Below are 23190 nucleotides of genomic sequence, written 5' to 3'. Positions count from 1 at the left end.
GGTCCGTTTTTTTAAGTAAATTTTGTTAACTGGAATGGGTTTCCCACTCGGCTTAATCCATTTCATCCATCCAACATAGGATCACAGCTTCCAAAATCTTTTCATTTGAACGATTAGGCTCATCATCAAAGTCATCTAATTCTGTAATCCACTGATGAAGATCGGTAAAACGAACGGTTTTAGGATCTGTCTCAGGAAACTTGTCGCATAGCTCAATCGCGATATCGCGCGAATCTGTCCATTTCATTACTTACCTTCCTTTTCTACTCTGCGGTAGTCATTTAAAAAGAATTAGAGCGATGATTAATGATCTTCTGAAGCGTGGTTCAACGTGTACTTCGGAATTTCGACAACAAGATCTTCGTCAGCTACCTTAGCTTGGCAACCCAGACGAGATTCAGGCTCAAGACCCCATGCTTTGTCTAGCATATCGTCTTCTAGCTCATCACTCTCTTCTAAAGAGTCAAAGCCTTCACGAATCACTACGTGGCACGTAGTACACGCACAAGACTTTTCACATGCGTGCTCAATGCTAATGCCGTTTTTCAGCGCAACATCAAGAACAGTGTCACCGGAATTTGCTTCCAAAACAGCACCTTCAGGGCATAAATCTTCATGCGGCAATACAATAATCTTAGGCATAACTCTATCTCTTAAATATCATTCACTGATTGACCTGACAATGCAGCTCGAATCGATTTATCCATACGGCGAGAAGCAAAGTCCTGGCTCGCCTTATCTGTATCTTTGATACCTTGCTCAATCGCATCAGCATCTTCGCCATTTCTTAGCTCAATAAGAGCCTCAATCGCTTTTATTAGTTCCTGACGCTCTTGCTCAGACAGTAACTCATCACCATCAGCTTGCATTGCGGCGATTAAACCTTCGATAACACGGTCCGCTTCAACACACTGCTCAGCTAGTGCACGAGCCAACATATCGTCTTTCGCATAAGTCATGGAATCACGCAGCATGTTCGCCACTTCATCATCACTTAAACCGTAAGATGGTTTAACCTGAATTTCAGATTGAACGCCAGTACTCTTTTCCATTGCTGTCACCGACAACAAGCCATCCGCATCGACTTGGTAAGTCACTCGAATATGAGCAGCACCCGCAGCCATTGCAGGAATACCTTTAAGTGAGAAACGCGCAAGTGAACGGCAGTCATCCACCATTTCACGCTCACCTTGAACGATGTGTACGCTCATCGCAGTCTGGCCATCTTTAAAGGTGGTAAATTCTTGCGCACGCGCGACTGGAATCGTGGTATTGCGTGGCACAATTTTCTCAACCAATCCCCCCATGGTTTCAATACCAAGCGATAACGGAATAACATCAAGAAGCAGCATTTCTGAATCTGGCTTATTACCGACTAGTATATCTGCTTGAATACCCGCACCAATCGCGACCACTTCATCTGGGTTGATGGTGGTTAATGGCTTGCGACCAAAGAAATCCCCAACCATTTCACGAACTAATAGCGTACGTGTAGAACCACCGACCATAACAACTTCAAGTACTTCATCCGCGTCTACATCGGCATCTTTCAGAGCACGACGGCATGACATCAATGTTTTCTTCACCAGTGGTCGAATTAGATCTTCAAATTCTTCTCGAGAAACCGTGCCTTGCCAGCCTAAAACGTTAACTTCAACACTATCTCGCTCAGAGAACGACACCTTAGTATCAATAGCGACATTGAGTAGAACGCGAGTTTGTTCAGCAGTCAGTGTTTGCGAAATCCCGGCTTTCTCTAAAATGTATTCTGCTAGTAAGTGGTCAAAGTCATCACCACCTAATGCAGAATCACCACCTGTTGCGAGTACTTCAAAAACACCTTTCGATAAACGAAGAATTGAAATATCAAATGTGCCACCGCCTAAATCGTAAACAGCGATCACACCTTCCTGACCAGAGTCGAGACCGTAAGCAATCGCTGCAGCTGTTGGCTCATTCAGTAGACGAAGAACGTGCATACCAGCAAGCTTAGCCGCATCTTTCGTACCTGCGCGCTGAGCATCATCAAAATAAGCAGGAACCGTAATAACAACGCCAGAAAGTTCACCGCCGAGGGTTTTCTCAGCACGCTCACCCAGCGCTTTAAGAATATCAGCAGAGACTTCAATAGGGTTTTTATCACCGGTTGCCGTTTGCAACACAGGTAAACCATTCTCGCTTGATTTAAATTGGTATGGCAGGTTTGGATAGCGCTGTTGAATATCATCAAGAGAGCGCCCTAAAAGACGTTTAACCGAGATGATTGTGTTGGTTGGATCTAATTCCGCTTTTGCTTTTGCATCATAACCAACCAATGGTTCACCAGAGTAATTGACCACAGACGGCAGAATACTTTGACCCTGTTCGTCTTTTAACGTTGCCGCATCACCGCTTCTCACTGAAGCTACGAGAGAGTTAGTCGTACCTAAATCAATTCCTGCAGCAAGCTTATGCTCATGAGGGGCCGAGCTTTGACCCGGTTCCGCAATTTGAAGTAGTGCCATGGGTGTTCCTTGTTTGTCACTAGCCGAGGAGCTTGTCTTCCACTAGTTCGATTTCGTTTTTAAGTTTGGCAATAAACTTTAGCTTACGCACTCGTTCTGCGGCTTGTTGCCAAGCAGAATCGTTGAGCTCTTGCTCTGTCGCCGCTAGCTGTTGCTTAAACATCTTGCTCACTTTGCTGTCAAAATCAAACAAAGCCTCTTCAGGGTCTGAGCTAGATGAAATATCTTCCAGTTCTTCACGAAGTTCCATTTGCTCCATTAAGAACATTGGATCCTGCATCGTTTGCTGCTCGCCACGAATCTCCATGCCATTTTCAGCTAGCATATATTCAGCGCGAGAGATTGGATTTTTTAAGACTTGGTAAGCATCGTTTATCTCGGCCGCTTTCTGGACCGCTAAGAGACGATCTCGCTCTGAAGCAGTAGCAAAGTTATCGGGATGGAATTTTTTTTGCAGTTCACGGAATTGTGAAGAAAGAAGGCTACCATCCAGCTTAAACTGACTTGGTAGCCCAAATAATTCGAAATAATTCATTAAGAATTCGGTCCTTGGTAATCTACCTATGAGCAAGTAAATGCCCATAGGCGCTCTCAATTAAACGTTGAAGCTCTCACCACAACCACATTCGCTTTTCGCATTAGGGTTATTAAATTCAAACCCTTCATTCAAGCCTTCTTTAACGTAATCAAGCTCAGTACCGTCTAGGTAAACTAGGCTTTTAGGATCAATAATTACCTTTACGCCAGAGTGCTCAAACACTGAATCTTCTTCGTTCAGATCATCAACAAACTCAAGTACATAAGCCATTCCCGAACAACCCGTCGTTTTCACACCTAAACGTAAACCGATACCTTTACCTCGGTTATCTAGGAATGTTCTAACGCGACTTGCCGCGGTTTCCGTCATTGTAATGGCCATACTGCACCTTAGTTTGTCTATGTTGGCGAATGAAATGGGAGAATTAACGCCCCCATTATATACTTATTCTTGATGTTTTTTCTTGTAATCAGCAACAGCAGCTTTGATTGCATCTTCAGCTAGAATTGAGCAGTGAACTTTCACGGGTGGAAGCTCAAGCTCTTCTGCGATTTCTGCGTTTTTAATTGCCGCTGCTTCATCAATGCTTTTACCCTTAACCCACTCAGTTACTAGTGAGCTTGAAGCGATAGCACTGCCACAGCCGTACGTTTTAAACTTAGCATCTTCGATAATACCGTCTGGTGTTACCTTGATCTGCAGCTTCATTACATCGCCACACGCAGGAGCACCAACCATGCCGCTACCTACTGCTGGGTCTTCTTTATCAAATGAACCAACGTTACGTGGGTTCTCGTAGTGATCAATTACTTTTTCGCTATATGCCATGATATTTTACCTCGAATCCTCTATTAATCTCTGGGAATAACCTGCGATTAGTGGTGTGCCCACTCAACTGTATCTAGGTCGATTCCTTCCTTGTACATATCCCATAGAGGAGACATGTCACGCAGCTTAATTACTGCGGTACGAATCTGTTCAATTGCGTAGTCAATTTCTTCTTCAGTCGTGAAACGACCAAATGAGAAACGAACTGAGCTATGTGCTAATTCATCGTTTAGGCCAAGTGCACGAAGAACGTATGAAGGTTCTAAGCTTGCCGAAGTACACGCACTACCTGAAGAAACCGCTAAGTCTTTAAGAGACATAAGCAGTGACTCACCTTCAACGAAAGCGAAGCTCACGTTTAGGTTATGTGGTACACGTTGCTCTAGGTCACCGTTAACCGTCACAGCTTCAAGGTCTTTAACGCCATCAAGTAGACGGTTACGTAGCGTCAGTGCATGGTCGAAATCTTTCTGCATGTCTTCTTTAGCAATGCGGAATGCTTCGCCCATACCAACGATTTGGTGAGTAGGTAGAGTACCAGAGCGGAAACCACGCTCATGACCACCACCGTGCATTTGCGCTTCTAGGCGGATACGTGGCTTACGACAAACGTATAGTGCACCGATACCTTTAGGACCGTAAATCTTGTGCGCCGACATAGAGATTAAGTCAACTTTCATCTCTTTTACATCAATTGGTAACTTACCCGCTGACTGTGCTGCATCGACATGGAACACAATCTTGCGCTCACGACACATTTCGCCGATTGAAGAGATATCTTGGATAACACCAATTTCGTTATTAACGTGCATAATCGATACTAGAACCGTATCTTCACGCATTGCCGCTTCAAGCTTTTTAAGATCGATAAGGCCATTTGATTCAGGCTCTAGGTAAGTGACTTCAAAGCCTTCACGTTCAAGCTGACGACATGGGTCTAAAACCGCTTTGTGTTCAGTTTTGCACGTGATGACATGCTTACCTTTCTTCGAGTAGAAGTGAGCCGCGCCTTTAATTGCTAAGTTGTCTGACTCTGTTGCGCCAGAAGTGAATACGATCTCACGAGGATCCGCATTTAATAGGTCTGCAATCTGCTCACGAGCAGTATCAACCGCTTCTTCTGCCTGCCAGCCGTAACGGTGTGAACGTGATGCTGGGTTGCCGAACGTACCGTCCATAGTCATGTACTGAACCATTTTTTCAGCCACACGAGGATCAACAGGACAGGTCGCTGAATAATCTAAATAAATAGGCAGTTTCATTCTCTACTCCAATGTAACAGGCAGCCGCTTAAGTGCGGATGTTTACACCGATGGGCGCGGTGTTAGTATTTTTATTTGCAAGCCCATTATTTACGGCAAGATCTAAATCTTGTCGATCTGAAATTTCTAAAACTTCGTTGTCTTTCATCAACTCACCAAGAGTGATGTTGTTCAAGAAGTCACTAATGCGTGAGCTCAAATCACGCCACAATGTATGGGTTAAACAGCGAGAACCACCTTGGCAATCTCCCTTACCATTACATTTAGTCGCATCAACTGACTCGTCTACCGCGGCAATCACTGTTCCAATTGCGATAGAGTAAGCGTCTTCCCCCAAACGGTAACCACCACCTGGTCCACGCACACTCGCCACTAGACCAGCTTTACGTAATTTTGAAAAAAGCTGCTCTAAGTAAGATAGAGAGATCCCTTGACGCTCAGAAATATCGGCCAAAGGCACAGGGTTCTGTTGCGAATGCAGAGCCACATCTAACATGGCTGTCACTGCGTATCGTCCCTTAGATGTAAGTCTCATATAACACCATATCCACACCGTTTATGTGGTATGAATCTTTTCATACCTGACTGTTTTGGTCAAGTATTTAATTGACTAATTTAGTCAGGTATTTAACCTTTGGTATTATGTGGTTTAAGATTCACGAGAAATACGTTTTTCTACCGCAGTTAGAACACCGCGCAGGATATTCAGTTCTTGTGCTTCTGGTCGCGCTCGGTTGAATAGGCGACGCAGTTTATTCATCACTTTACCCGGCTGTTCTTCACTAATAAATTGGGTATCTTTGGCAATCTTTTCAAGGTGTGTGAAAAACATTTCTAGTTCTTTGTGTCTAGGGTACTCGACCTGTTCTTGTGCTTGGTACTGGCTATGCTCATTATCTAAATAAGCCATACGAATTTCGTAGCTTAAGGTCTGTACCGCCATTGCTAAGTTTAACGAGCTATATTCTGGATTAGCAGGAATACAGACGTGATAATGACACGTTTGCAGCTCTTCATTAGTTAAACCTGTTCGCTCACGCCCAAAGACCAAAGCCACCGGACTATCTTGCCCTTCTGCGACGAACTTCTGGCCACACTCGCGCGGCTCTAGCATTGGCCACTCTAGCGTGCGAGAACGAGCACTAGAGCCCACTACTAACGCACAATCAGCAACAGCTTCACTAAGAGTATCAACAACCGTTGCATTTTCAGCGATATCAGCAGCGCCTGCTGCCAACGCTAAGGTTTGTTCATCAACACTACATTGAGGGTCAACTAGCACTAGGTTACTCAAGCCCATGACTTTCATTGCGCGAGCCGCTGAGCCGATATTGCCAGAGTGCGAAGTCCCAACAAGGACAACTTTAACGTTGTTAAGCATTGATTAATCCTAAGAGTGTTAATAAAGCTGCAAGATAGTAACATATACCTGAGTAAAATGGTCAGACCCTTTGTTCGATAAAAACCGAAAGAGCAAAAATTAACCACTTCCATTTGGTGATTTATCTGGTATACTGCCGCCCGTTTTTCTGTTCTTTAACATCCGTTGGGAAATTAGTATGCATCCAATGCTTAATATCGCTATTCGTGCTGCACGAAAAGCTGGCAATCATATTGCTAAATCTTTAGAAAATGCTGAGAAGATCGAATCAACTCAGAAAGGCACGAACGACTTTGTTACTAACGTAGACAAAGAAGCGGAAACTATCATCATCGATACTATCCAAGCTTCTTACCCTGAGCACTGCATTGTTGCTGAGGAAAATGGCGTTATCGAAGGTAGAGACAAAGAAGTACAATGGATCATTGACCCTCTGGATGGCACTTCAAACTTTGTTAAAGGTTTGCCACACTTCTCTGTATCAATTGCTGTACGCTTCAAAGGTAAGACTGAAGTAGCATGTGTATACGATCCTATGCAAAATGAGCTATTCACTGCACAACGTGGTGCTGGTGCTCAGCTAAACAACGCTCGTATCCGCGTTAAACAGCTAAAAGATCTTCAAGGTACTGTTTTAGCAACAGGTTTCCCATTCAAGCAGAAACAGCATTCTGAGTCTTACTTCAAGATCATGTCTTCTCTATTCGTAGATTGTGCTGACTTCCGTCGTACAGGCTCTGCGGCACTTGACCTATGTTACGTTGCTGCTGGCCGCGTTGATGGTTTCTTCGAACTTGGCCTTAAGCCTTGGGACATCGCTGCAGGTGAGCTTATCGCGCGTGAAGCAGGTGCAATCATTACTGATTTCGCTGGCGGTACTGACTACATGAAATCAGGCAACGTAGTTGCTTCTAGTGCACGCGGTGTTAAAGGCATGCTTAAGCACATCCGTGAAAACGGCAATGAAGCAATGCTTAAATAATTGGCTCCGTCACAGCTGAATATAGAAAGCCCCACTCGATGAGCGGGGCTTTTTTGTCTGCCTAAGCGTATTTAGACTCTGATTGCTTCACAAAAGCTAACACCTGCCCTACCCGTTTTCTCATCATAAGAATGATACAGTTCGAAACATGGGCGCTGATCCAGTTCTAACTCTTTCGCAATAGTTTCCTCAATCAATTGATTCCAATATTTTCCGTATTGCTGTTTGTCTTCAACCGTTTTGCGTAATACCGCATAGCTCCCTGCAGGTAATTTCTCGATAGCGACTCCACAGCTGCCCGTAGTACCATGAGGTACTTGCAGAGCGATATCAGTTTGACATTTATCAGCAGGTGTAACTTCAGGGTTATCATGATAGAGAAACTGGCACTCTCCTTGTAAACCTTGTGCTTCGTTGCCATTCTTGCGGAGCTTGAATTCAATCTTGCTGTTTCTCATTAAAGCCGAGTATTCCAGCATAGATTGGCACTGCTTAATTTGAGTTGGGGTTACGCCAATGTAAGTCTTAAAGACTCTTAGCCATTGCCTGGGAGCTTGAAAACCCACATTTTAATGCAACCGCTGTTACTGAAGAGACTTGGAACATAAGTACCTCATACGGCGTATGTATTCAGAAACGGTTTCCCCTGTTATTACTTTAAACACTCGATGTAAGTGGAACGGTGAACTAAAGCCTTATGTAAGTTAAGCTGCTCAGAGCAGTTCTCCTCTCAATTGAGTTGAAGCCGTCTAATCCTTTGTAAGTAATCCATTCCACTCTCCTATCATCCAATGTCGTCGCTATGCTAACGCATCAAAGTGGAATCATTAGGCTATGGCTTAACAGGGGATTATTAGAATGTGCATAGGAACGTAGCAGCGAGATAGAAAGACTTAACCGCACTGATGCAACAAGCGGTCGGTTAATTCTCCAAACATGTCTTTTGAGAAGCAACAAACGCAAAAAAGCCTCAGCATTTCTGCTGAGGCTTTCGAATATGGCAGGGGTGGAGAGATTCGAACTCCCAACACGCGGATTTGGAAACCTACATTTCATACTCTAAAAACAGTCACTTACAATCATGCTAAATCCCGTTTCGGGTTTAGTTAGTCTAAACTAGGTCTGTTTGTTCAGACGGACGATAAAGAAAGAGGAGCTTTACTACTAATAAGCTCCTCTTCGTGTGTACATAGTTTTTCTTATTGGTGCATATTTAGCGGATTTAACCTCAAAGTATCTTCAAGGTGATCAGGTGCAAGGTGTGCATAACGCATAGTTGTGGTGATTTCTGTGTGGCCAAGTGCATCACGTAGCTTCACGATATTTCCACCCCCCATTACATAATGACTAGCAAAGGTGTGGCGTAGAACGTGGGTGTTTTGTCCTGTCGGTAGTTCTATTTCAGCTCTCTGTAGTGCCTTTCTAAAAGCAGATAAACAACCAATAAACATTCGCTCATTCGACTTAGGCTTAACCTCTGTTAGCTCATTAAACAATGTGTCATTAATCGGTATTGTTCGATTCTTCTTGGATTTAGTATTTAAGAAGGTAATTTGTCCATTGTTAATCTGGGAGGGTTTCAGGCTTTCTGCCTCTCCCCATCTAGCACCTGTCGCTAGACATATTTTCACTATGTATAACAACGATTGATTGGATGAGTTTTTACACTCTTCTAGTAGTCTTGATATTTCATCGTGACTCAAAAAGCGCAGTTCACACTCAGCTTCCCTGAACTGACGAATGTTAGTGAGAGGGTTTTCAAAGTTAATCACCCCCAACCTACTCAATTCATTAAATACAGCCCTTAAATATGAATGCTCACGGTTCACTGTTTTCAAGCTAACCGTTAATGTTCGCTGCTCACGATACCTAGCAAACATCTCACTGGTTAAGTCGCTACCAACCGGATTTCCGAGACTTTCAGAAACCCTGTATAACAACTTTCTCAACCGGACGTGATCACTTAATGTCTTTCCGTGCATGCGATACCAGATAGTGATTAACTCATCCAGTGTCCGGTAGTCCTTGTTAACGTTCTTTCGCCTCAACTCCAGTTCAAGTTGCTTATCTAGCTGCGCTGCATCCCTTTTTCGGTGGAAAATGCGCTCAGGTGAATAACTTGAAAAAAAGCCTTCGTCATTCTCTAAAATCATAGCACCCCCCACCAATAAAACCTTTTAATGCAAACACTTAGGCGCGATTTTGTACATCCTCGCTTGCATCTATAGCACCGCATTCTAATAGGATAGAAAAATCCGGTGCGATTTGACCAGATTCGGGTAACACCTCATCCGTCATCAGCCAATAGGCATATTTTTTAAACCGCTCGTGTTTTGTGATCTTTTCCAAATTTTCCCCTTTTGGTTCACGAACGCCTTGTTCGTAATTTCGAATTGTAGTTCTAGGAATATCAACAAGTTGAGACATCCCTTCTCGCTCTAAACCTTCAGCAATTCTGATTGCCTTTATCTTTTTTCCTAAATTCATGCTTGATCTAATTAACTCATTCGAGTTAACCTCTTACACATTAACTCAAATGAGTTAACCACGTATAACCCGATATAGCCCAATATCGGAACCAACCTAGGAGTGTATCACATGCTAACCGTTCAGTTTATGGCTGCGACCGAATACGCCCGTGTATCAAAAATGGGGATCAAGCAACTCAAAAAACGTATGGATATTGGTGAGATACCCGAAGTCATACACATGCGTGAAGGCGGCAGTCGCTACGTTGATTGCGTTCGCTTGGTTGAGCGTCAATTGCGCGGTGAGTTGGTGTTTTCTGACTTATCAAAGCTTGAAGAGGACGAAGCATGAACCACGCCGATTCAATCAGAGACATCTATAACGGGCTTGTTCAAAAGTACCAGTTTGATCACTTCGCCATGAAAGAGAACCAAACGCCTGATAGTACCCGTTATTTCCTAAGCGAAAAGTCACGCGAAGCCATGACTCATAAACTCGATATGCTGGCGCACTTTGCCCATGACCTAGGCGAACCTGAGCTAGCTGGTGTGGTACTTGATGCTGCTGCGCAACTTGGTAGTGACGCTATTCCACCAATGCCAATGTAAGGAAAAGCCCAGTGACCATTAAAAGACCTGATTACCTAATTCGAATGGATAAGGAACTTGAAGAACTCCAAGAGAAAATTCGCAAACTGGAAGCTTTTATCTATCACGACCCTGAGTTTAAAAGACTACCACCGCTTGATATTGCGCATTTATGTATGCAGCTCGGACACATGCGCGCTTATGCAAGCACCCTGCACGCTCGAATTGTGGATAAAAACATCGAGCTGAGAGAAGAGTAATTCACACGTGGAGGCTTTGCCATGAGTACTGAATTTGGACTTCAAACGATAGAGAAAATCAAAACGCAATATTTCCCTAATGGATACCGACAGCACGCTAGCGGTGGTAAAGATTATCGCTTTAGTCGCCGTGGGCAAGCTGAGTTCAAAAAAGCCGCAAAACTACAAGCCATTAAGCATAGAGAACTCATTGCTTAAACCGCAACACCAACCTTAAGGACTAACACTATGACCCAACTAGCAGTCACTGCACTTAAAGCTATCCTCACACAGCTTGATGCGATGGATGAAGCAAGCGCTGAGCTTTCATCCTTAACGCCACAAGCACAAGAGATCGCGAAATATGTTCGCTTTAATTGCATCGCTGAGCGTCTATCTACGTTGGAGTTTATCCTCGATGCGCACGATGAACCGACAGGCACACTTAGGGCCATTAATCATTTTAGTGCGGAGTGCGTAAACCGTTTGTTCATTATGCAGTGTACCGAACAACTTCAGTGTGAAGACCTCATTCGTGACTTACGTAAATTCGTGGTGAATCACCTGCCGCTGATTGATAACCAGACGGCGCATTAAGCACGTAACCATGAGTGTTTATAAACGCTTTCTCCAGCCAGACGTTAACCTTTCACTGGCGCAATATGTTTCTAACATCACGGCGCACCTCCCTATTATGATGCGCCAAGATATTGATTTTAAGGTCGGACGACGCAAAAACCGCAGCAACGCCATTGACCGCAACCTAGCCGTATATGTCGAAGATAGAGTGCGTCACGCTGAAAAGCTGGCGTGCCACTTCACCAGACTCTTCCCTTTCGGCATGGCCTCCCATGAGCCAAAACCTCTAGAGCTGACCCATGACATATTGATGAGTGATGAGCATTGCAAAGACTTTGCCATGTCACTCACTGGTGCATTTGAGGAAATCGCTCGCCGTGTCGAAATGGAAGAGAAAGAGCGCCTGATTGATGATGTGGAAATGAGCCATACGGACAGTCTAGGTGCTTTTACACGCCTCTTCGATGCGATTAAAGACATTCTTCTTAACGCTCATATCAAGCCGCCTGTGGTAGATATATCGAGAATTGGTGAGCGCATCAGCATAGAGGATGCGCTTGATATTCTGGAGACGGCGATTCGTCGTTGCATTGACCCGAAATACATCGTTCGAAAACTCAAGCGAATGCGCAAGCAGTATATCGAACACGCACAAGTGACCCTTGGCAATGTGGGAGACCGCACAGGTCAGCATTCGTATGTATCGCGTTTAACGCTATCTAACTTCAAACAAAAGATGCGTGAATCTGAAGAGTTCATGCAAAACATGGTCGTCATTAGCCATGACACCATGCAGGAATACAGCCTTAGTGATGTTGCAGAGCGCACCATCGCCAATCTAGACAATCGCCGTGCTGAATTGGTTGTCCGTACCCGTGGCGACGAAGAACGCGCCATTGATATGGGGTTTGAAGGGGTATTCATTAACTGGACACTGCCGTCTAAGTATCACCGCAACTCGCGCAAGTGGAACGGTTGCAGCGTCAAAGAGGCGCATCAAAACCTAATGGAGCAATGGAAGCTGGCACGCGCCCATTTTGCTAAAGCGGAAATCCCTTGGTTTGGCCTACGAGTGGCCGAGCCCCACGAAGACGGCACACCGCATTTACACGCCTTTATCTACTGCCCTAGTGAGCACAAAAAAGAGGTGATGCGCATTTGTGCTGTCATTGCCAGAGCGGAAGATTCAGACGAATTAAGCAGCAAGAAAGCGCGCAAGGCGCGTTTTCATGCTAAGCCTTGCGACCCAAGCAAGGGAAGCGCTACGGGCTACATCATCAAATACATATCTAAAAACATCAACGGCGCACACATGCCCGAAGGGGACGCTGAAAATAACGCGGTTTCTGTTCGCGCTTGGGCAAGTGCGTGGGGCATTAAGCAGTTTTCACAGTCAGGCTCTCCTGCGGTTGGAATATGGCGTCAATTGCGCCGAGCACAGAAAGTCGATGTGGCTTTTGATAGTGAGCTGGAAGCCTTACACGACCATGCGGACAAATCTCGCTGGAAAGGCTTTTGCCAGAGCATTGGTGATGCGCGTCTCGCGTATGAGTTTCAGCAAAACCAATACAAAGAAACCGTTAAGCGCGTCATTGGTATCGAGTGGCTAGGAAAGGTGATCGAAACATGCAGCGAGCGATTTTCAATTGTTGCTAAATCCGATGTTGAAGCGTGGAAACAAAAAAGAGGCGGAGCCTCGTCTTGGAGCACTGAAAATAAGTGTAACCAGCCTAAGCAAAGGCCGATTTCACCCCTTGAAAAAGCATTGATGGACGCGACCGGATGGAGTGTTAAAGGGATTCAATGCCTCATCAGGCCGCTGTCACTTGGCGCAAAAATCCCGATAGACAAATACACCACACTTTCACTTCGCAACGGGCGACTTATCAGCACTTAAGGAGAAACATGGACAAGCAGAAATTTATTAACCGGGCGTGCGAGCTACACAAAGAACTGGGTGAAGTACGAAAGCAAGCCAGTGAAACCAGCATCTTATCGCCTAAGAAAAAGGGAGAGCTTATTGATAAGGGGTTAGATATCGCCTTTGAAATCGGCTCGATTCAATTGGTACTACTCAAACAACTTGTTAAGGAGTCCGAGCATGTCACTACGTGATAACCATCCCGGCATTCGCAGTAAAAACCCTATCGTGGGCTATATGGTTTGTGCCTGTGAAGACATTGCCACGCTGCACCACTTTCGCGGAGATAACCGTCAAGGTTTATACAGTAACTGTCCTAAATGTGGAACCTCTGTCAGTAAAGCTGCGGAGTTTCAGGCGCGACTAAAAGCCGCATTAGTCCCTGAGCTTAACCAGTTACCTGAGTCAGTACTTTCCGCGCTTGCAGGGACTGATTCAGGGAACAGTCCGCAACCCTCAGACACTCCGGCAACCTCTGACATTGCTCTTATCGAAGTCAGTGAAATCAACGAGCGTCTGGGGAGTGAACCGGGGACCGTTTCACAAGCCGAAACACCACAACCTGCCGAAGTGCGCGAACCCAATCACAACGCCGAGGCATCAGGGAACGAACCGGAAACCAATCCGGGGAATGGTCCCACAGTCATCAAGCTGCTTGCTCGGTGGGCGTTAGGTATCGGCGCACTTTCCGCGTGTCTGCTTGGTGGCCGCGCTGCTTACATCAAAATGTTTAAGGAATAAGTATGAGTGAAGAATTAGAAATGAACACCTCCGGGGCTTCTGTTGAGCTGACGGACGATGAAATGGCCCTTTTGCAAGAGCTGGCTCCCGAACCCGAGCAAGAAAGCGCCGAGCAGCCAGATGCACCAAGCGGTGAAGGGGCTGTTGATGCAGCAGAGCAAACCGCCGCGATGTTCTTAAGTCTCTGGGAGCGAGGTTTTCAGGTTGCGGCGCACCCTAAGTTTAAGTTTGAGCAATCTGATATTGATAGCGCAGTGCGTGACATTGCACCCGCTCTTGATGAGTATGGTCTTATGTTGCCTCAGTCGGTATTGCGTCACGGTAAAGCGCCCGTTGCACTGACGGCAATTGGTGGACTGTGGAAAGCGTCCATGCTGCAAGCAACTGAGCTACGCGCACAAGATAAAATCGAAACTCTGATTGCACAGATTCAGGCAGGACAAGAGCAAGTTGCAGCTCTAAGCCAAAAGATTGAGCAAATGCAAGGCGCAGTGACAACCGAAGGAGCGTAAATGCGAGGACCAATTAACCCCAATAATGCACTTAAAGGACTGCATACCTCTTACATTGCTAATACTGGCAGTGGTAAAACTCAGGCCGTGATACAAATGGGGTTAATTCCTCGTGCCAGTCAGGTGATCTTATTTGACCCAGCAGAAGATTACACCGTGTTATCTGGCCTGAAAGTGCGCCGTTTTTATGATATGCGTCAGTTTATGCTTGCGGTAATGAAAGCAAGGCGTAAACGGGCTAGTTTTCGCTTATCTCTCACAGTTGAACCAACCAAGCATAATCTCTTAACCTTTTGTACATTCGCGTGGACACTCGGTGATGGTGGGCGACTCTTGCACGTTGTCCTAGAAGAGCTTGTAGCGTGTGAGCTTGGTAGCGGTAAAGCAGAAGGTGCACTTAATAAAATCAGCGTACTGGGCCGTAAATACGGTTTCATCTTGCACACGGTCTACCAAAGGCCACAACAAGTCCCTAAAACGCTAATATCTTCATCCAACCGCATTTGGTGTGGCAAACAGAAAACCACATTAGATGCAAAATGTATCGCGGGTGAAGTGGACCTAGAAGTATCACAAATCAAAACCCTAAAACCTTTTGAGTACTTCTATTCGGATGAGGTCGGCAACATTACAAAGGGACGGCTACGAAAACCGAGGAATTAAATATCAAGTTTGTAGCAGCATTAAATTTATTTAATTCGCTTTGCTCAAAAATTTACGGCTAAATATTTTATATATTTAAGAGTTTAAAGTGGTTATATCGCAGAATCCTGCTAGATCACTGAATTGTCATTTATAGGATGTGTGTTATGTTTGGTAGATTTTTCGGCAAAGAAAAACTTAAACCGTTGAATAAAAAGCATATAAAAATGCTTGATGAATCAGTTAATTGGATATACTTAAATGCTATTAAAGAGTTACGGGATAATGGATATGAACACTCCCCTTTAAATATGTCTAGTGAAATTAAAAGTGCAATGATTCAATATTTATTTGGAGTTACGTTAGCTCTTGAAGAGGATTTAAAGGATACACATCAGATCAGTGATTGGGCTATGGATAGCAGGTCGAAGGTATTGTCTTTGTTTTTACAAGATAAGGATATCGACCGCGCAAAGCTAGAGTATTCACGGATGCTTGGTAAGACAGAAGAACACTTTGCGTGCTTTTTAGTTGGTGGTGCTAATGCTTGTCGAGATTTTTTAAGTAGTAAGGATAAAGGGCAAAGCCCAACGGTATGGCTTGAATCATATGAGGGTATGTTTATGGCCTCGATACGATTATTTACAAGTGCAAACTGAAGTGTAATAGAATAATTCTAGTCGTTATAAAAAGCTAAAGTGTTAACTATCAAGGTCGCGTTCGCGGCCTTTTTTCTATCCTTCCTGACGATTTTTCGCACCTTCGCGGAGTGAGGTTTGACAGCTATCGAATGCCCTTTTGTATGGTGTAGGCCAGTTACCTGAAACCTGAAAAGGAATGCAGAACAATGAACCACGTAAAAAAATATGGCCCTATGGCCGCGATTGCTACCGTGATTAGTGGCGGTATTGTCTGGGCTGCGTTTAATACGCAAACAGGCCGTAAAATGATGGGCAATCAAACACTATCAGACAAAATCTGGGGGTAAGGCATGGCGCAATTAATCATTTCACCCCGTCCAACTCTGTCAAAGCTCAACACCGTTGAAGGCGTTAAGGCTGGAGAAACCGCTAAGGTTCGTCTATCGAATGGCCCTCGTTACGAAGAAATTAAGCTTGTCACTAACTATGACATAGCCGCCAGTGACACTCGTATTCGCCTGTCACTGACAGCCGACGAAATCTATAACGTTAAAGCGAAAGATTTAGCGATGATTCAGCGTTTTCGTAAGTTGCCAGTCACTGCTAATGCACTGGTTATTCCGTTTGCTGACGCTTCCTTATTGCATCGTGCTGACCAGCGCCACACGGCTCTCGATACCGGGCAATTTGATAACAACATTCTAGAAATTGACATCCCTGCATCGGTGGACTCCCCAACCATGAAAGGCCGTGCGGTGACAGCACCTATGCGCATGATGCAAAACAATGAAGGACAAACCGTTCCAGCGCCTCGCGTAGTACGTCCGTTTCTCAAATATCACCACATCACAGCGACCTCAAGCGGTGAAGTGCAATGGCTAACCATGCCAAAGTCACCCACCCGTAAAATCAAGGCGATCCACTTTTTAAGTGATGCGATGGGCGAACTCACTATCAAGCGTAATACCGGAACGATTTTTGAAGCCACGCTGACAGAGAACAATGAGTATCTACAGCGCAAAGGCTTTGCACCTCAAAACGGTGTTTATCACTTCTTCCCGCTTGCCAGTCGTCTGCTTGAAGATATTTTCCACACTCAGGCATCAGGTGAACTTGAATTTGTGCTTAACCTCACCAAAGCACCAACTAATGGCCGAATTGAAGTGTTAACCGAATGGTATGACGCGGAGCCAGCCGCTTAAGGGGGCGCAATGAGTTTTGATTTAGGTGCGCTTTTAGGCAATGCCGTAGATAACGTGTCTGACTCTCTCGGCGGTCTTATGGGTGATGTAGTTGAGGGCGTTGGTAATTTTACCAATGACGCCTTTGACAGCATCAGTGATAGCGCAATGGAGCACTTAGACGCGGCAGGCAATGTCTGGATTAACGATGTAACCAACGACATGCAGTTTGAAAAAGGCAGTAACGGCAATGTTGCACCGGATTTACCCGCGTCGAGTGACCACGCCGGGAATATCTCAGCAAACTCTCACGCAAGCGTAGGCTCAAGCATTAGTCCGGGGCTTGCCATTGGGTTTGCCACGGCAGCAACCATTACCTTACTGGCCGGGGCTTATCTTATCGGCTCACGAGGAAAAACCTAATGCCTATTGTCCTGATATTGGGCGGCATTGGTTTAACCGCTTCAACCGGGTGGGCGTTTTCTAAAGCAACGCCCGCGATTAAACAAGCTTCCAACTTAACTAAATGGGTTGTGATTGGAGGCTGTGTTTATGTGTCCTATCGCGTCTATCAGACCATGAATTAAGAGGTGGAACATGCTGGGTTCATTAACAGGCGGTGGAGGTCTTAGCTCATCCAATAGCATGGCCTCAAAGGGTGGCAATCAAAGCACCTCAAACAGCATTGGCGGCGGCGTGAATTTTGGCTACCAAGGACCGCTCCCTTCGGGGTTTTCGGTCAGTCCAATGGTTGCCCTTTCTGCCTTTGCTCTCATTGCCGGGGGGCTGTGGTGGGTCAATCGCAAGTAATCAAAGTGCTGGGTGCGACACAAGAAACGATGATGCGTTTTGATAAGGCGTTAGGTATGGGGGAGTCGCAAACCCTATTTAACGACCTTCGCTTAAAACTTGTCTCTGCTCTAGAGATTGGTGGTTGCGCCCTACTGGTTAAGCAGTATCCCGACCACTTGTATATCTGCGCGGCGCAGGGACAACACTTAATGCGCGACGTTCGTCCCGCATTGGAAGTACTAGCTAAAGCGTCTGGCTTACAGGTAATTCGAGCGAAAACCGCAACCGCCTCAATGCACCGTTTTTACCGTCGTTGTCCAGATATTCACTGTATCCGTGACAACGGGATAGAAAAAACATGGGAGTTAACAGTCAATGGGTAAAGGCTCAAGCTCAGACAATACCACCATTAACGAGAACAACACCTACAGCGTGGGCTTTAATGGTGGCGGTACAGGCTCACAGTTAGCCCTTGCCGAGTCTAATAACAACAATATCACCATCACAGACGGCGGTGCGTTTGAGGTGGTGAACAATATCGCCAGTGGAGCCCTTGAGGAAGTCGGAGAAATCTCTGCTCGGGCAATGGATAACAACACCCTATTGGCGGGGAAGGTGCTCGATAACAACACCTTACTGGCGGGGATGGTGCTCGACAACACCTTGCTGATGTCGGCCAATACCAATCAAACCGTACAAGCCGTTTCGGATAACGCAGTCAACACCGTGGCCGGATTTGCCTCTCAGTTAACCTCGGCCCTTTCCAAGCTGGCAACCACTGAGAAAACAAACGGACAAGATCTTGAACAAAACACCGTCAAAATGATGGGCTTTACGATTGGCGCAGTGGTTTGTGTCGGTTTAATTGCATGGGCAGCTAAGGGGTAAGCATGAGTATTTATACAATCGATTCAAACGAAACCGTTGAATTTGAGGTAACGACCTCTGAGTATCTGAACGTTTTCGATAATGAGCATAAGCTCGATATTGTCATTGCTGACAAATACCGATACCGGGCTGATGCAGGTGACACGATTCGCCCGGGTGTTCAGTTTACGGTGTTCTCAGTCCATAACCCGCACAAAACCCCAATGTTGTTTAGTTATCAAAACGGTATGGGGTCGCAAACTGGACTTGCCAAGCAAGGCGGCGTGGTGGCCGTGAGTAAGATTGTTAACCCGGTGACCATAGGCAACTCTGAAATCCCGGTACGCGTTACGAATCAGCCAACCATTAACGTTGAAACGCCAGCCGTGACCGTTGAAATGCCAGACATACAAAAAGTCTCTGTGCAAAACACCCCTACGGTGAAAGTGTCTGAGCTTCCAGCGTCAAAGGGGCGCACCACCAACGGACTGGCACCCATCAACTTTTCATACGGCACGCTCACTCAAACTATCCCGGCAAAGGCAACGCGTCACATGCTGATATTTCAGACGCCTAAAACCAATAAAGCAAAGGTCACCTTAGCGGGCTTTTTTGAGCTTGCTCCGGGGGCGGTTGTGGGGTTTGAGGCAACCAACGCCATTAGCTTAAAAGGCAGTGTCGGAGATAAATGTCACGTTGGGGAGGTGGTATGAGTTTTATTTATATACCGCCAACTCCAGAAGGAAAAACAGGACTGGTGCTAACTGATGCCATGCATATTGATGACATCAGTTCCCGTGTCGATGCCAGTGAATGGCGACGCGTTTGGCTTCCTCAACATGCTGTCAAAATTAACGTCACTGTAAATAGAGATGTGATATTGAATTTCTCCACCAAGCCAAGCTTGGATGAGGGTTTATTTTACGGCGAAGCCATAGAGAACTATGGCGCGATGTTCCATCGCTCTATCACGCTTCCCCCTGGTTTAACGGAGTTTTATATGGAGTGGCGTTTTTATAACGCACCCGATGGGTATCAAATCCCTGACGTACACATGCAGTTTGAAACTCAAGAGCCTTAATGATGCGCTGGATTGTTTTTCTTATGGCCATTGCTGGCGGTGCAGCGTGGGTATCGATGCGCAAAACAGGAGGCAGAGCAATGACAAGTACCAATAAGCCTAAACCCGTTTACGACTGGGTATTTGGTGCGCGTAGTAAACGAAAACTAGCCCCGGTTCACACTGACTTACAAAAAGTCACTCACCGGGCTTTAGAGCTATCTCCGTTTGATTTTGGAGTGACGCATGGCTTTCGAACGGCCGAACAACAAAACGCACTCTTTAAACAAAACACCCCTGAAAAATGGGTGACGGACAAAGATGGATACGTTCGTAAGAGTCGCCACCAATCAGGACTTGCTATCGACATTGCAGTCTATGACGAAGACGGCAATTTAACGTGGGGCTGGAGCTACTACGAACAAGTGAGCTGGGCGTTTAAACAAGCAGCAAATGAACTGGGCGTCTCTATCGTTTGGGGAGGAGACTGGCCAAAACGTAAAGACGGAGTACACATTGAACTCAATCAAGAGGTATACGGATGATTAATTTAAAACAACCTTCAACGAAACGCGGCCTATGGTTAATGCTCTCATCCATTGCGGCGGTGTTTGGATATGGTGATTTGTTCAGCGCAGAAGTCACACAGCAAGGTGTTGAACTGGGCGGCGTAATCGCAAATGCAGCGGGTGTGATTGTTCCTGCTGCAATTGGACTTTATGAGACAGTGCGCGATGAATTCAAAGACAACCCAAAGGCCGTCTGAAGCGAAGGAAAAGAGCATTGCATTTGTGCCGGTGATTGCCTCGGCCGTCATTACCGGAATTGTTTCTGGGGTGGTCACGGTGGCAACACTAACCACAGATGTTAACTGGATTAAAAGTGAATTGAGTGATTTAAACGATCGCGTTCTTCACATCGAGCGAGAGAATAAATATGGCAAAAACAGGACTAAAATCAAACGGACGACTTAAGAAAGGTTACCGATTTAAGAAAGGTGGCGGTGTGGTTAAAGCTAAGGGCACAACTAAACGTAAGCCACGTCGTAAGCGAAAAAAATAAGCGACTCTAAATAAAAAAAACGCCACAACGGGGGAGCTGTGGCGCATTGTCAAAAAAGCAAATATTGCAAGAAGTGTTAGGACACTTAAAATAATAACAGGCCAATAATAACCCAACCTAAAGTCAGATGTATGTAGTCCAAGTCCTTCATATCACTGTAATTAATGAACGAAAATCAAAAAATCGGCAATTTAAAGCCAAACAGTAAAGGCCGCTATTACTAGCGGCCTTTTTAATTTGCATTTAATGGTTTTTTTTATTTCTCATCGAATCACTAATTCGATTCAAAGGCCGAAAATAAATTAAATGGTGCTTGGTACTTTTCCAGTGTCGAAAGGTGCCTTAATTGCTCTTGATCCAAACTGCTTAGGATTTTTTTATTATCTTCTTGAGGAAGGTCATATCGCCTTAACTCTATATATTCATTTAAGGCGTCAGCTTCCCCAAAAACGGCCAAGTCGAAAATAACATTAACATAATCTGACTCTTCAGGTTGAGCACAGCGTTTTTCTGCCATTTTGGATAGTTCAAACAAAACAACCTTCTGAGTTAAAGTTGGTTGAGATTTAAGCCATTCATCATCTATCGTAATCTGTCTCTGCTTCTTGAGTTTTGAGCACTCTCCAACCTTTTGATTAAGTGCGTCATACACCTCAATGTATTTAATTTGCAAAGACTCTTTTGTCTCAAGCCCGGAAGCGGAAGCACAACCAGACAATAAAGCCAGCACCATTAATAACTTAAAGCGAGTTATATACACATGTCCAAAATTCATAATCTTTCCCTGTAGAAAATAACATTTCATTTTCAGCAATAGTTTCTAAGCGTTGTCTTTTTATATCAGGAATAGCCATCATTGCTTCATTAAATGTTTTCCATTGATACGTAGAGGCGTTCCACCCTGCGTTTGTAAGTGCGACACCGGGATAAGACTTGCGTCCGGCAAAGATATGATAGAAAGGTATTAGAGCAAGAATCTTGTCTAGATAGCTACTCATTTGGTTTACGTTATTCATCTCTTTAATTGCGTTCATAGTACGCTGAGATGGTTTAAAGTCCTTAATATTACAAAAGTTTCCTTTCGTTTGTGCTGGCATAAAAACCTCAATTATTGGGAGTTCTGACGAGGTTGTTATAGCATGATACTAAACAATCTAATTATGTGTGTATTTGAATAATGAATACAGATCACTCAGGGGTAAGTTATTGCCTGTATAGACTTGCATGTAGGAGTTTAATAAAACACCAATGCTCAAAATTAAGCCAGCCTATGTGTTAGGTTTCATGGTCCTAACTATGAAAAGAGGCTTATATGAAAACAAAAGTTCTAGCACTAATTGCAATGTCTTTGGCTATTGCGGGTTGCGGGGGAGGCTCTAGTGATGAAGAAGCTTCTAAGAATGTAACCTACCTACAAGATGGTATTTACCTAAATGACACTGACTTAACTGTAATGTTCATCGATACAGAGCAAGTTAACGGGGCTCTTATAGTTGGCGATTTCGCTAATAATTCAGTTTACTTCACCCACACAAGTACAATTGAAGGGGATACTTTAAAAAGTAAGGGAGTAACACATGCATTCAATGGGGGGCTTACTGTTTATTCCGATTTGGAGGTTTTGACAACCTTTACAGAACAAGGTGCAGACTTATCAGCAGTAATCAACAATCAAAACCTTATCTACTCTTTCGATAAAGTCCCTAGTAATGGTGAGCTATCCACCTTAGTTGGCACTCATACCAATCCAAATGACGGTTCTACATGGTCAATTAACAATGATGGTTCTTTCGTCATTAATGGTATCTGTACACTATCGGGAACAATGCATAAAGTTAAATTTTATTATGTAGCTAAAAATGTACAAGCAGTTAATTGTGCAGATTCTTCATTCAATGCCTCTGATTATGAAGCTAGAGTCGTCTCAGTTGAACAAGCAGGAAACACTTATATATTAGGTCTATTAGCGGGTAATAACGGTATTATTTGGGGATATGTCCCTTTATAAAACCCGAAATAAAGGCAAAAAGCCCAGTCGAAAGACTGGGCTTTTTTATTGCGTAAAATAGCAAAAAGGCTCCAGTCTTTCGACTAGAGCCTTATATATGGCAGGGGTGGAGAGATTCGAACTCCCAACACGCGGATTTGGAATCCGCTGCTCTGCCAATTGGAGCTACACCCCTGTAGTTCGTATTTCATGAGACGACTCTCGAATAAGTGGCGGAGCGGACGGGACTCGAACCCGCGACCCCCGGCGTGACAGGCCGGTATTCTAACCAACTGAACTACCGCTCCGCACTGGTTAGACTCTTGAGTCTAAATTTAAAGCCTGGCGATGTCCTACTCTCACATGGGGAAACCCCACACTACCATCGGCGCTAATTCGTTTCACTTCTGAGTTC

General features: G+C 44.9%; 39 protein-coding genes, 2 tRNA genes, 1 rRNA gene and 1 pseudogene. 25 read left to right on the top strand and 18 right to left on the bottom strand.

The features are described 5' to 3' along the window. Positions 1-52: 52 nt before the first annotated feature. The 9 genes from iscX to trmJ form a co-directional block, all read right to left on the bottom strand. Positions 53-247, bottom strand: a complete 195-nt coding sequence (gene iscX, locus ACHUFZ_RS09420) for a Fe-S cluster assembly protein IscX (protein ID WP_394126969.1) — start codon at positions 245-247, stop codon at positions 53-55. Between the two features lie 56 nt (positions 248-303). Next, positions 304-642: an ISC system 2Fe-2S type ferredoxin gene (gene fdx / locus ACHUFZ_RS09415; protein WP_394126968.1), complete on the bottom strand. Its 339-nt coding sequence runs from the start codon at positions 640-642 to the stop codon at positions 304-306. An 11-nt stretch (positions 643-653) separates the two neighbouring features. Further along, complete coding sequence (gene hscA / locus ACHUFZ_RS09410; RefSeq protein ID WP_394126967.1) at positions 654-2504, bottom strand: Fe-S protein assembly chaperone HscA; 1851 nt, start codon at positions 2502-2504, stop codon at positions 654-656. Positions 2505-2523: 19 nt separating this feature from the next. Beyond that, on the bottom strand, positions 2524-3039 hold the full coding sequence (gene hscB / locus ACHUFZ_RS09405) for a co-chaperone HscB (protein ID WP_394126966.1): 516 nt from the start codon (positions 3037-3039) through the stop codon (positions 2524-2526). A 60-nt stretch (positions 3040-3099) separates the two neighbouring features. After that, complete coding sequence (gene iscA, locus ACHUFZ_RS09400; RefSeq protein WP_394126965.1) at positions 3100-3423, bottom strand: iron-sulfur cluster assembly protein IscA; 324 nt, start codon at positions 3421-3423, stop codon at positions 3100-3102. 63 nt (positions 3424-3486) lie between these two features. Then, a complete protein-coding gene (gene iscU / locus ACHUFZ_RS09395; RefSeq protein WP_126574551.1) occupies positions 3487-3870 on the bottom strand; it encodes a Fe-S cluster assembly scaffold IscU in 384 nt (127 codons plus the stop codon). Between the two features lie 47 nt (positions 3871-3917). Next, complete coding sequence (locus ACHUFZ_RS09390; RefSeq protein ID WP_394126964.1) at positions 3918-5132, bottom strand: IscS subfamily cysteine desulfurase; 1215 nt, start codon at positions 5130-5132, stop codon at positions 3918-3920. Between the two features lie 28 nt (positions 5133-5160). Then, positions 5161-5667: a Fe-S cluster assembly transcriptional regulator IscR gene (gene iscR / locus ACHUFZ_RS09385; protein ID WP_053440688.1), complete on the bottom strand. Its 507-nt coding sequence runs from the start codon at positions 5665-5667 to the stop codon at positions 5161-5163. Positions 5668-5781: 114 nt separating this feature from the next. Next, on the bottom strand, positions 5782-6513 hold the full coding sequence (trmJ, locus tag ACHUFZ_RS09380; protein WP_394126963.1) for a tRNA (cytosine(32)/uridine(32)-2'-O)-methyltransferase TrmJ: 732 nt from the start codon (positions 6511-6513) through the stop codon (positions 5782-5784). A gap of 178 nt (positions 6514-6691) precedes the next feature. Here trmJ and suhB point away from each other — a divergent pair, with 178 nt between their 5' ends. Then, positions 6692-7495 (top strand): inositol-1-monophosphatase, encoded by an 804-nt coding sequence (gene suhB / locus ACHUFZ_RS09375; RefSeq protein WP_394126962.1) that lies wholly within the window; start codon positions 6692-6694, stop codon positions 7493-7495. 71 nt (positions 7496-7566) lie between these two features. Here suhB and ACHUFZ_RS09370 read toward each other — a convergent pair whose 3' ends face one another. The 4 genes and pseudogenes from ACHUFZ_RS09370 to ACHUFZ_RS09355 form a co-directional block, all read right to left on the bottom strand. Beyond that, the gene (locus ACHUFZ_RS09370) at positions 7567-7974 is read right to left on the bottom strand and encodes a GyrI-like domain-containing protein (RefSeq protein ID WP_394126961.1); all 408 of its coding nucleotides are present in this window, start codon (positions 7972-7974) and stop codon (positions 7567-7569) included. A gap of 105 nt (positions 7975-8079) precedes the next feature. Beyond that, positions 8080-8181 (bottom strand): annotated as a pseudogene (locus ACHUFZ_RS09365) (hypothetical protein); the annotation flags it as partial. 513 nt (positions 8182-8694) lie between these two features. Next, a complete protein-coding gene (locus ACHUFZ_RS09360) occupies positions 8695-9648 on the bottom strand; it encodes a phage integrase (RefSeq protein ID WP_394126960.1) in 954 nt (317 codons plus the stop codon). Positions 9649-9685: 37 nt separating this feature from the next. After that, complete coding sequence (locus ACHUFZ_RS09355; RefSeq protein ID WP_394126959.1) at positions 9686-9982, bottom strand: helix-turn-helix domain-containing protein; 297 nt, start codon at positions 9980-9982, stop codon at positions 9686-9688. 111 nt (positions 9983-10093) lie between these two features. On the opposite strand from ACHUFZ_RS09355, the gene ACHUFZ_RS09350 reads away from it, so the two are divergent. From ACHUFZ_RS09350 to ACHUFZ_RS09240, 23 genes are all read left to right on the top strand, one after another. Further along, entirely contained in the window at positions 10094-10315 is a 222-nt protein-coding gene (locus ACHUFZ_RS09350) for a hypothetical protein (RefSeq protein ID WP_394126958.1), read from the top strand. Further along, complete coding sequence (locus tag ACHUFZ_RS09345; RefSeq protein WP_394126957.1) at positions 10312-10572, top strand: hypothetical protein; 261 nt, start codon at positions 10312-10314, stop codon at positions 10570-10572. Before ACHUFZ_RS09350 ends, ACHUFZ_RS09345 begins: the two co-directional genes overlap by 4 nt. Before the next feature lie 11 nt (positions 10573-10583). Beyond that, complete coding sequence (locus ACHUFZ_RS09340; protein ID WP_394126956.1) at positions 10584-10811, top strand: crAss001_48 related protein; 228 nt, start codon at positions 10584-10586, stop codon at positions 10809-10811. Positions 10812-10832: 21 nt separating this feature from the next. Beyond that, positions 10833-11009, top strand: a complete 177-nt coding sequence (locus tag ACHUFZ_RS09335; RefSeq protein WP_394126955.1) for a hypothetical protein — start codon at positions 10833-10835, stop codon at positions 11007-11009. Positions 11010-11039: 30 nt separating this feature from the next. Continuing rightward, a complete protein-coding gene (locus ACHUFZ_RS09330; protein ID WP_394126954.1) occupies positions 11040-11387 on the top strand; it encodes a hypothetical protein in 348 nt (115 codons plus the stop codon). A 10-nt stretch (positions 11388-11397) separates the two neighbouring features. Further along, a complete protein-coding gene (locus tag ACHUFZ_RS09325; RefSeq protein WP_394126953.1) occupies positions 11398-13266 on the top strand; it encodes a replication endonuclease in 1869 nt (622 codons plus the stop codon). 8 nt (positions 13267-13274) lie between these two features. Next, the gene (locus ACHUFZ_RS09320) at positions 13275-13484 is read left to right on the top strand and encodes a hypothetical protein (protein ID WP_394126952.1); all 210 of its coding nucleotides are present in this window, start codon (positions 13275-13277) and stop codon (positions 13482-13484) included. After that, positions 13471-14031, top strand: coding sequence for a hypothetical protein (locus ACHUFZ_RS09315; RefSeq protein ID WP_394126951.1), 561 nt, complete (start codon positions 13471-13473; stop codon positions 14029-14031). Before ACHUFZ_RS09320 ends, ACHUFZ_RS09315 begins: the two co-directional genes overlap by 14 nt. Before the next feature lie 2 nt (positions 14032-14033). Continuing rightward, a complete protein-coding gene (locus ACHUFZ_RS09310; protein ID WP_394126950.1) occupies positions 14034-14543 on the top strand; it encodes a hypothetical protein in 510 nt (169 codons plus the stop codon). Next, a complete protein-coding gene (locus tag ACHUFZ_RS09305; RefSeq protein WP_394126949.1) occupies positions 14544-15206 on the top strand; it encodes a hypothetical protein in 663 nt (220 codons plus the stop codon). A gap of 146 nt (positions 15207-15352) precedes the next feature. Next, positions 15353-15844, top strand: coding sequence for a hypothetical protein (locus ACHUFZ_RS09300; protein ID WP_394126948.1), 492 nt, complete (start codon positions 15353-15355; stop codon positions 15842-15844). 188 nt (positions 15845-16032) lie between these two features. Next, positions 16033-16173: a hypothetical protein gene (locus ACHUFZ_RS09295; protein WP_394126947.1), complete on the top strand. Its 141-nt coding sequence runs from the start codon at positions 16033-16035 to the stop codon at positions 16171-16173. 3 nt (positions 16174-16176) lie between these two features. Then, entirely contained in the window at positions 16177-17028 is an 852-nt protein-coding gene (locus ACHUFZ_RS09290; protein WP_394126946.1) for a major capsid protein P2, read from the top strand. A gap of 9 nt (positions 17029-17037) precedes the next feature. Beyond that, complete coding sequence (locus ACHUFZ_RS09285) at positions 17038-17430, top strand: hypothetical protein (protein WP_394126945.1); 393 nt, start codon at positions 17038-17040, stop codon at positions 17428-17430. Continuing rightward, the gene (locus tag ACHUFZ_RS09280; protein ID WP_394126944.1) at positions 17430-17594 is read left to right on the top strand and encodes a hypothetical protein; all 165 of its coding nucleotides are present in this window, start codon (positions 17430-17432) and stop codon (positions 17592-17594) included. The genes ACHUFZ_RS09285 and ACHUFZ_RS09280 overlap by 1 nt, the downstream gene beginning before the upstream one ends. Positions 17595-17604: 10 nt before the next feature. Beyond that, positions 17605-17817 carry a hypothetical protein gene (locus tag ACHUFZ_RS09275; protein ID WP_394126943.1) on the top strand — a complete coding sequence of 71 codons (213 nt, stop codon included), beginning with the start codon at positions 17605-17607 and terminating at the stop codon, positions 17815-17817. Continuing rightward, the gene (locus tag ACHUFZ_RS09270) at positions 17799-18182 is read left to right on the top strand and encodes a hypothetical protein (protein ID WP_394126942.1); all 384 of its coding nucleotides are present in this window, start codon (positions 17799-17801) and stop codon (positions 18180-18182) included. Before ACHUFZ_RS09275 ends, ACHUFZ_RS09270 begins: the two co-directional genes overlap by 19 nt. Continuing rightward, positions 18175-18687: a hypothetical protein gene (locus ACHUFZ_RS09265; protein WP_394126941.1), complete on the top strand. Its 513-nt coding sequence runs from the start codon at positions 18175-18177 to the stop codon at positions 18685-18687. Before ACHUFZ_RS09270 ends, ACHUFZ_RS09265 begins: the two co-directional genes overlap by 8 nt. Positions 18688-18689: 2 nt before the next feature. Then, positions 18690-19379, top strand: coding sequence for a hypothetical protein (locus ACHUFZ_RS09260; RefSeq protein WP_394126940.1), 690 nt, complete (start codon positions 18690-18692; stop codon positions 19377-19379). Next, on the top strand, positions 19376-19747 hold the full coding sequence (locus ACHUFZ_RS09255) for a hypothetical protein (RefSeq protein ID WP_394126939.1): 372 nt from the start codon (positions 19376-19378) through the stop codon (positions 19745-19747). Before ACHUFZ_RS09260 ends, ACHUFZ_RS09255 begins: the two co-directional genes overlap by 4 nt. Continuing rightward, the gene (locus ACHUFZ_RS09250) at positions 19747-20271 is read left to right on the top strand and encodes a M15 family metallopeptidase (RefSeq protein ID WP_394126938.1); all 525 of its coding nucleotides are present in this window, start codon (positions 19747-19749) and stop codon (positions 20269-20271) included. The genes ACHUFZ_RS09255 and ACHUFZ_RS09250 overlap by 1 nt, the downstream gene beginning before the upstream one ends. After that, positions 20268-20492 (top strand): hypothetical protein, encoded by a 225-nt coding sequence (locus tag ACHUFZ_RS09245; RefSeq protein ID WP_394126937.1) that lies wholly within the window; start codon positions 20268-20270, stop codon positions 20490-20492. The genes ACHUFZ_RS09250 and ACHUFZ_RS09245 overlap by 4 nt, the downstream gene beginning before the upstream one ends. Positions 20493-20662: 170 nt before the next feature. Then, the gene (locus tag ACHUFZ_RS09240; RefSeq protein ID WP_394126936.1) at positions 20663-20788 is read left to right on the top strand and encodes a hypothetical protein; all 126 of its coding nucleotides are present in this window, start codon (positions 20663-20665) and stop codon (positions 20786-20788) included. 274 nt (positions 20789-21062) lie between these two features. Here the strand turns inward: ACHUFZ_RS09240 and ACHUFZ_RS09235 are convergent, their stop codons facing one another. Continuing rightward, positions 21063-21563 (bottom strand): hypothetical protein, encoded by a 501-nt coding sequence (locus ACHUFZ_RS09235; RefSeq protein WP_394126935.1) that lies wholly within the window; start codon positions 21561-21563, stop codon positions 21063-21065. Then, the gene (locus tag ACHUFZ_RS09230; RefSeq protein ID WP_394126934.1) at positions 21529-21885 is read right to left on the bottom strand and encodes a hypothetical protein; all 357 of its coding nucleotides are present in this window, start codon (positions 21883-21885) and stop codon (positions 21529-21531) included. Before ACHUFZ_RS09230 ends, ACHUFZ_RS09235 begins: the two co-directional genes overlap by 35 nt. Before the next feature lie 215 nt (positions 21886-22100). On the opposite strand from ACHUFZ_RS09230, the gene ACHUFZ_RS09225 reads away from it, so the two are divergent. After that, complete coding sequence (locus ACHUFZ_RS09225; protein ID WP_394126933.1) at positions 22101-22796, top strand: hypothetical protein; 696 nt, start codon at positions 22101-22103, stop codon at positions 22794-22796. Between the two features lie 98 nt (positions 22797-22894). Here ACHUFZ_RS09225 and ACHUFZ_RS09220 read toward each other — a convergent pair. The 3 genes from ACHUFZ_RS09220 to rrf all read right to left on the bottom strand — a co-directional run. Next, a tRNA-Trp gene (locus ACHUFZ_RS09220) sits at positions 22895-22971 on the bottom strand. 35 nt (positions 22972-23006) lie between these two features. Next, positions 23007-23083 (bottom strand) — tRNA-Asp (locus ACHUFZ_RS09215). A 32-nt stretch (positions 23084-23115) separates the two neighbouring features. Next, positions 23116-23190, bottom strand: a 5S ribosomal RNA gene (rrf, locus tag ACHUFZ_RS21240); the annotation flags it as partial.

Source organism: Vibrio hepatarius (genome assembly GCF_043642085.1).
Taxonomy (GTDB): domain Bacteria; phylum Pseudomonadota; class Gammaproteobacteria; order Enterobacterales; family Vibrionaceae; genus Vibrio; species Vibrio hepatarius_C.
The sequence above is the reverse complement of the archived record's forward strand: the minus strand, read 5'-3'. Positions and strand labels throughout refer to the sequence as shown.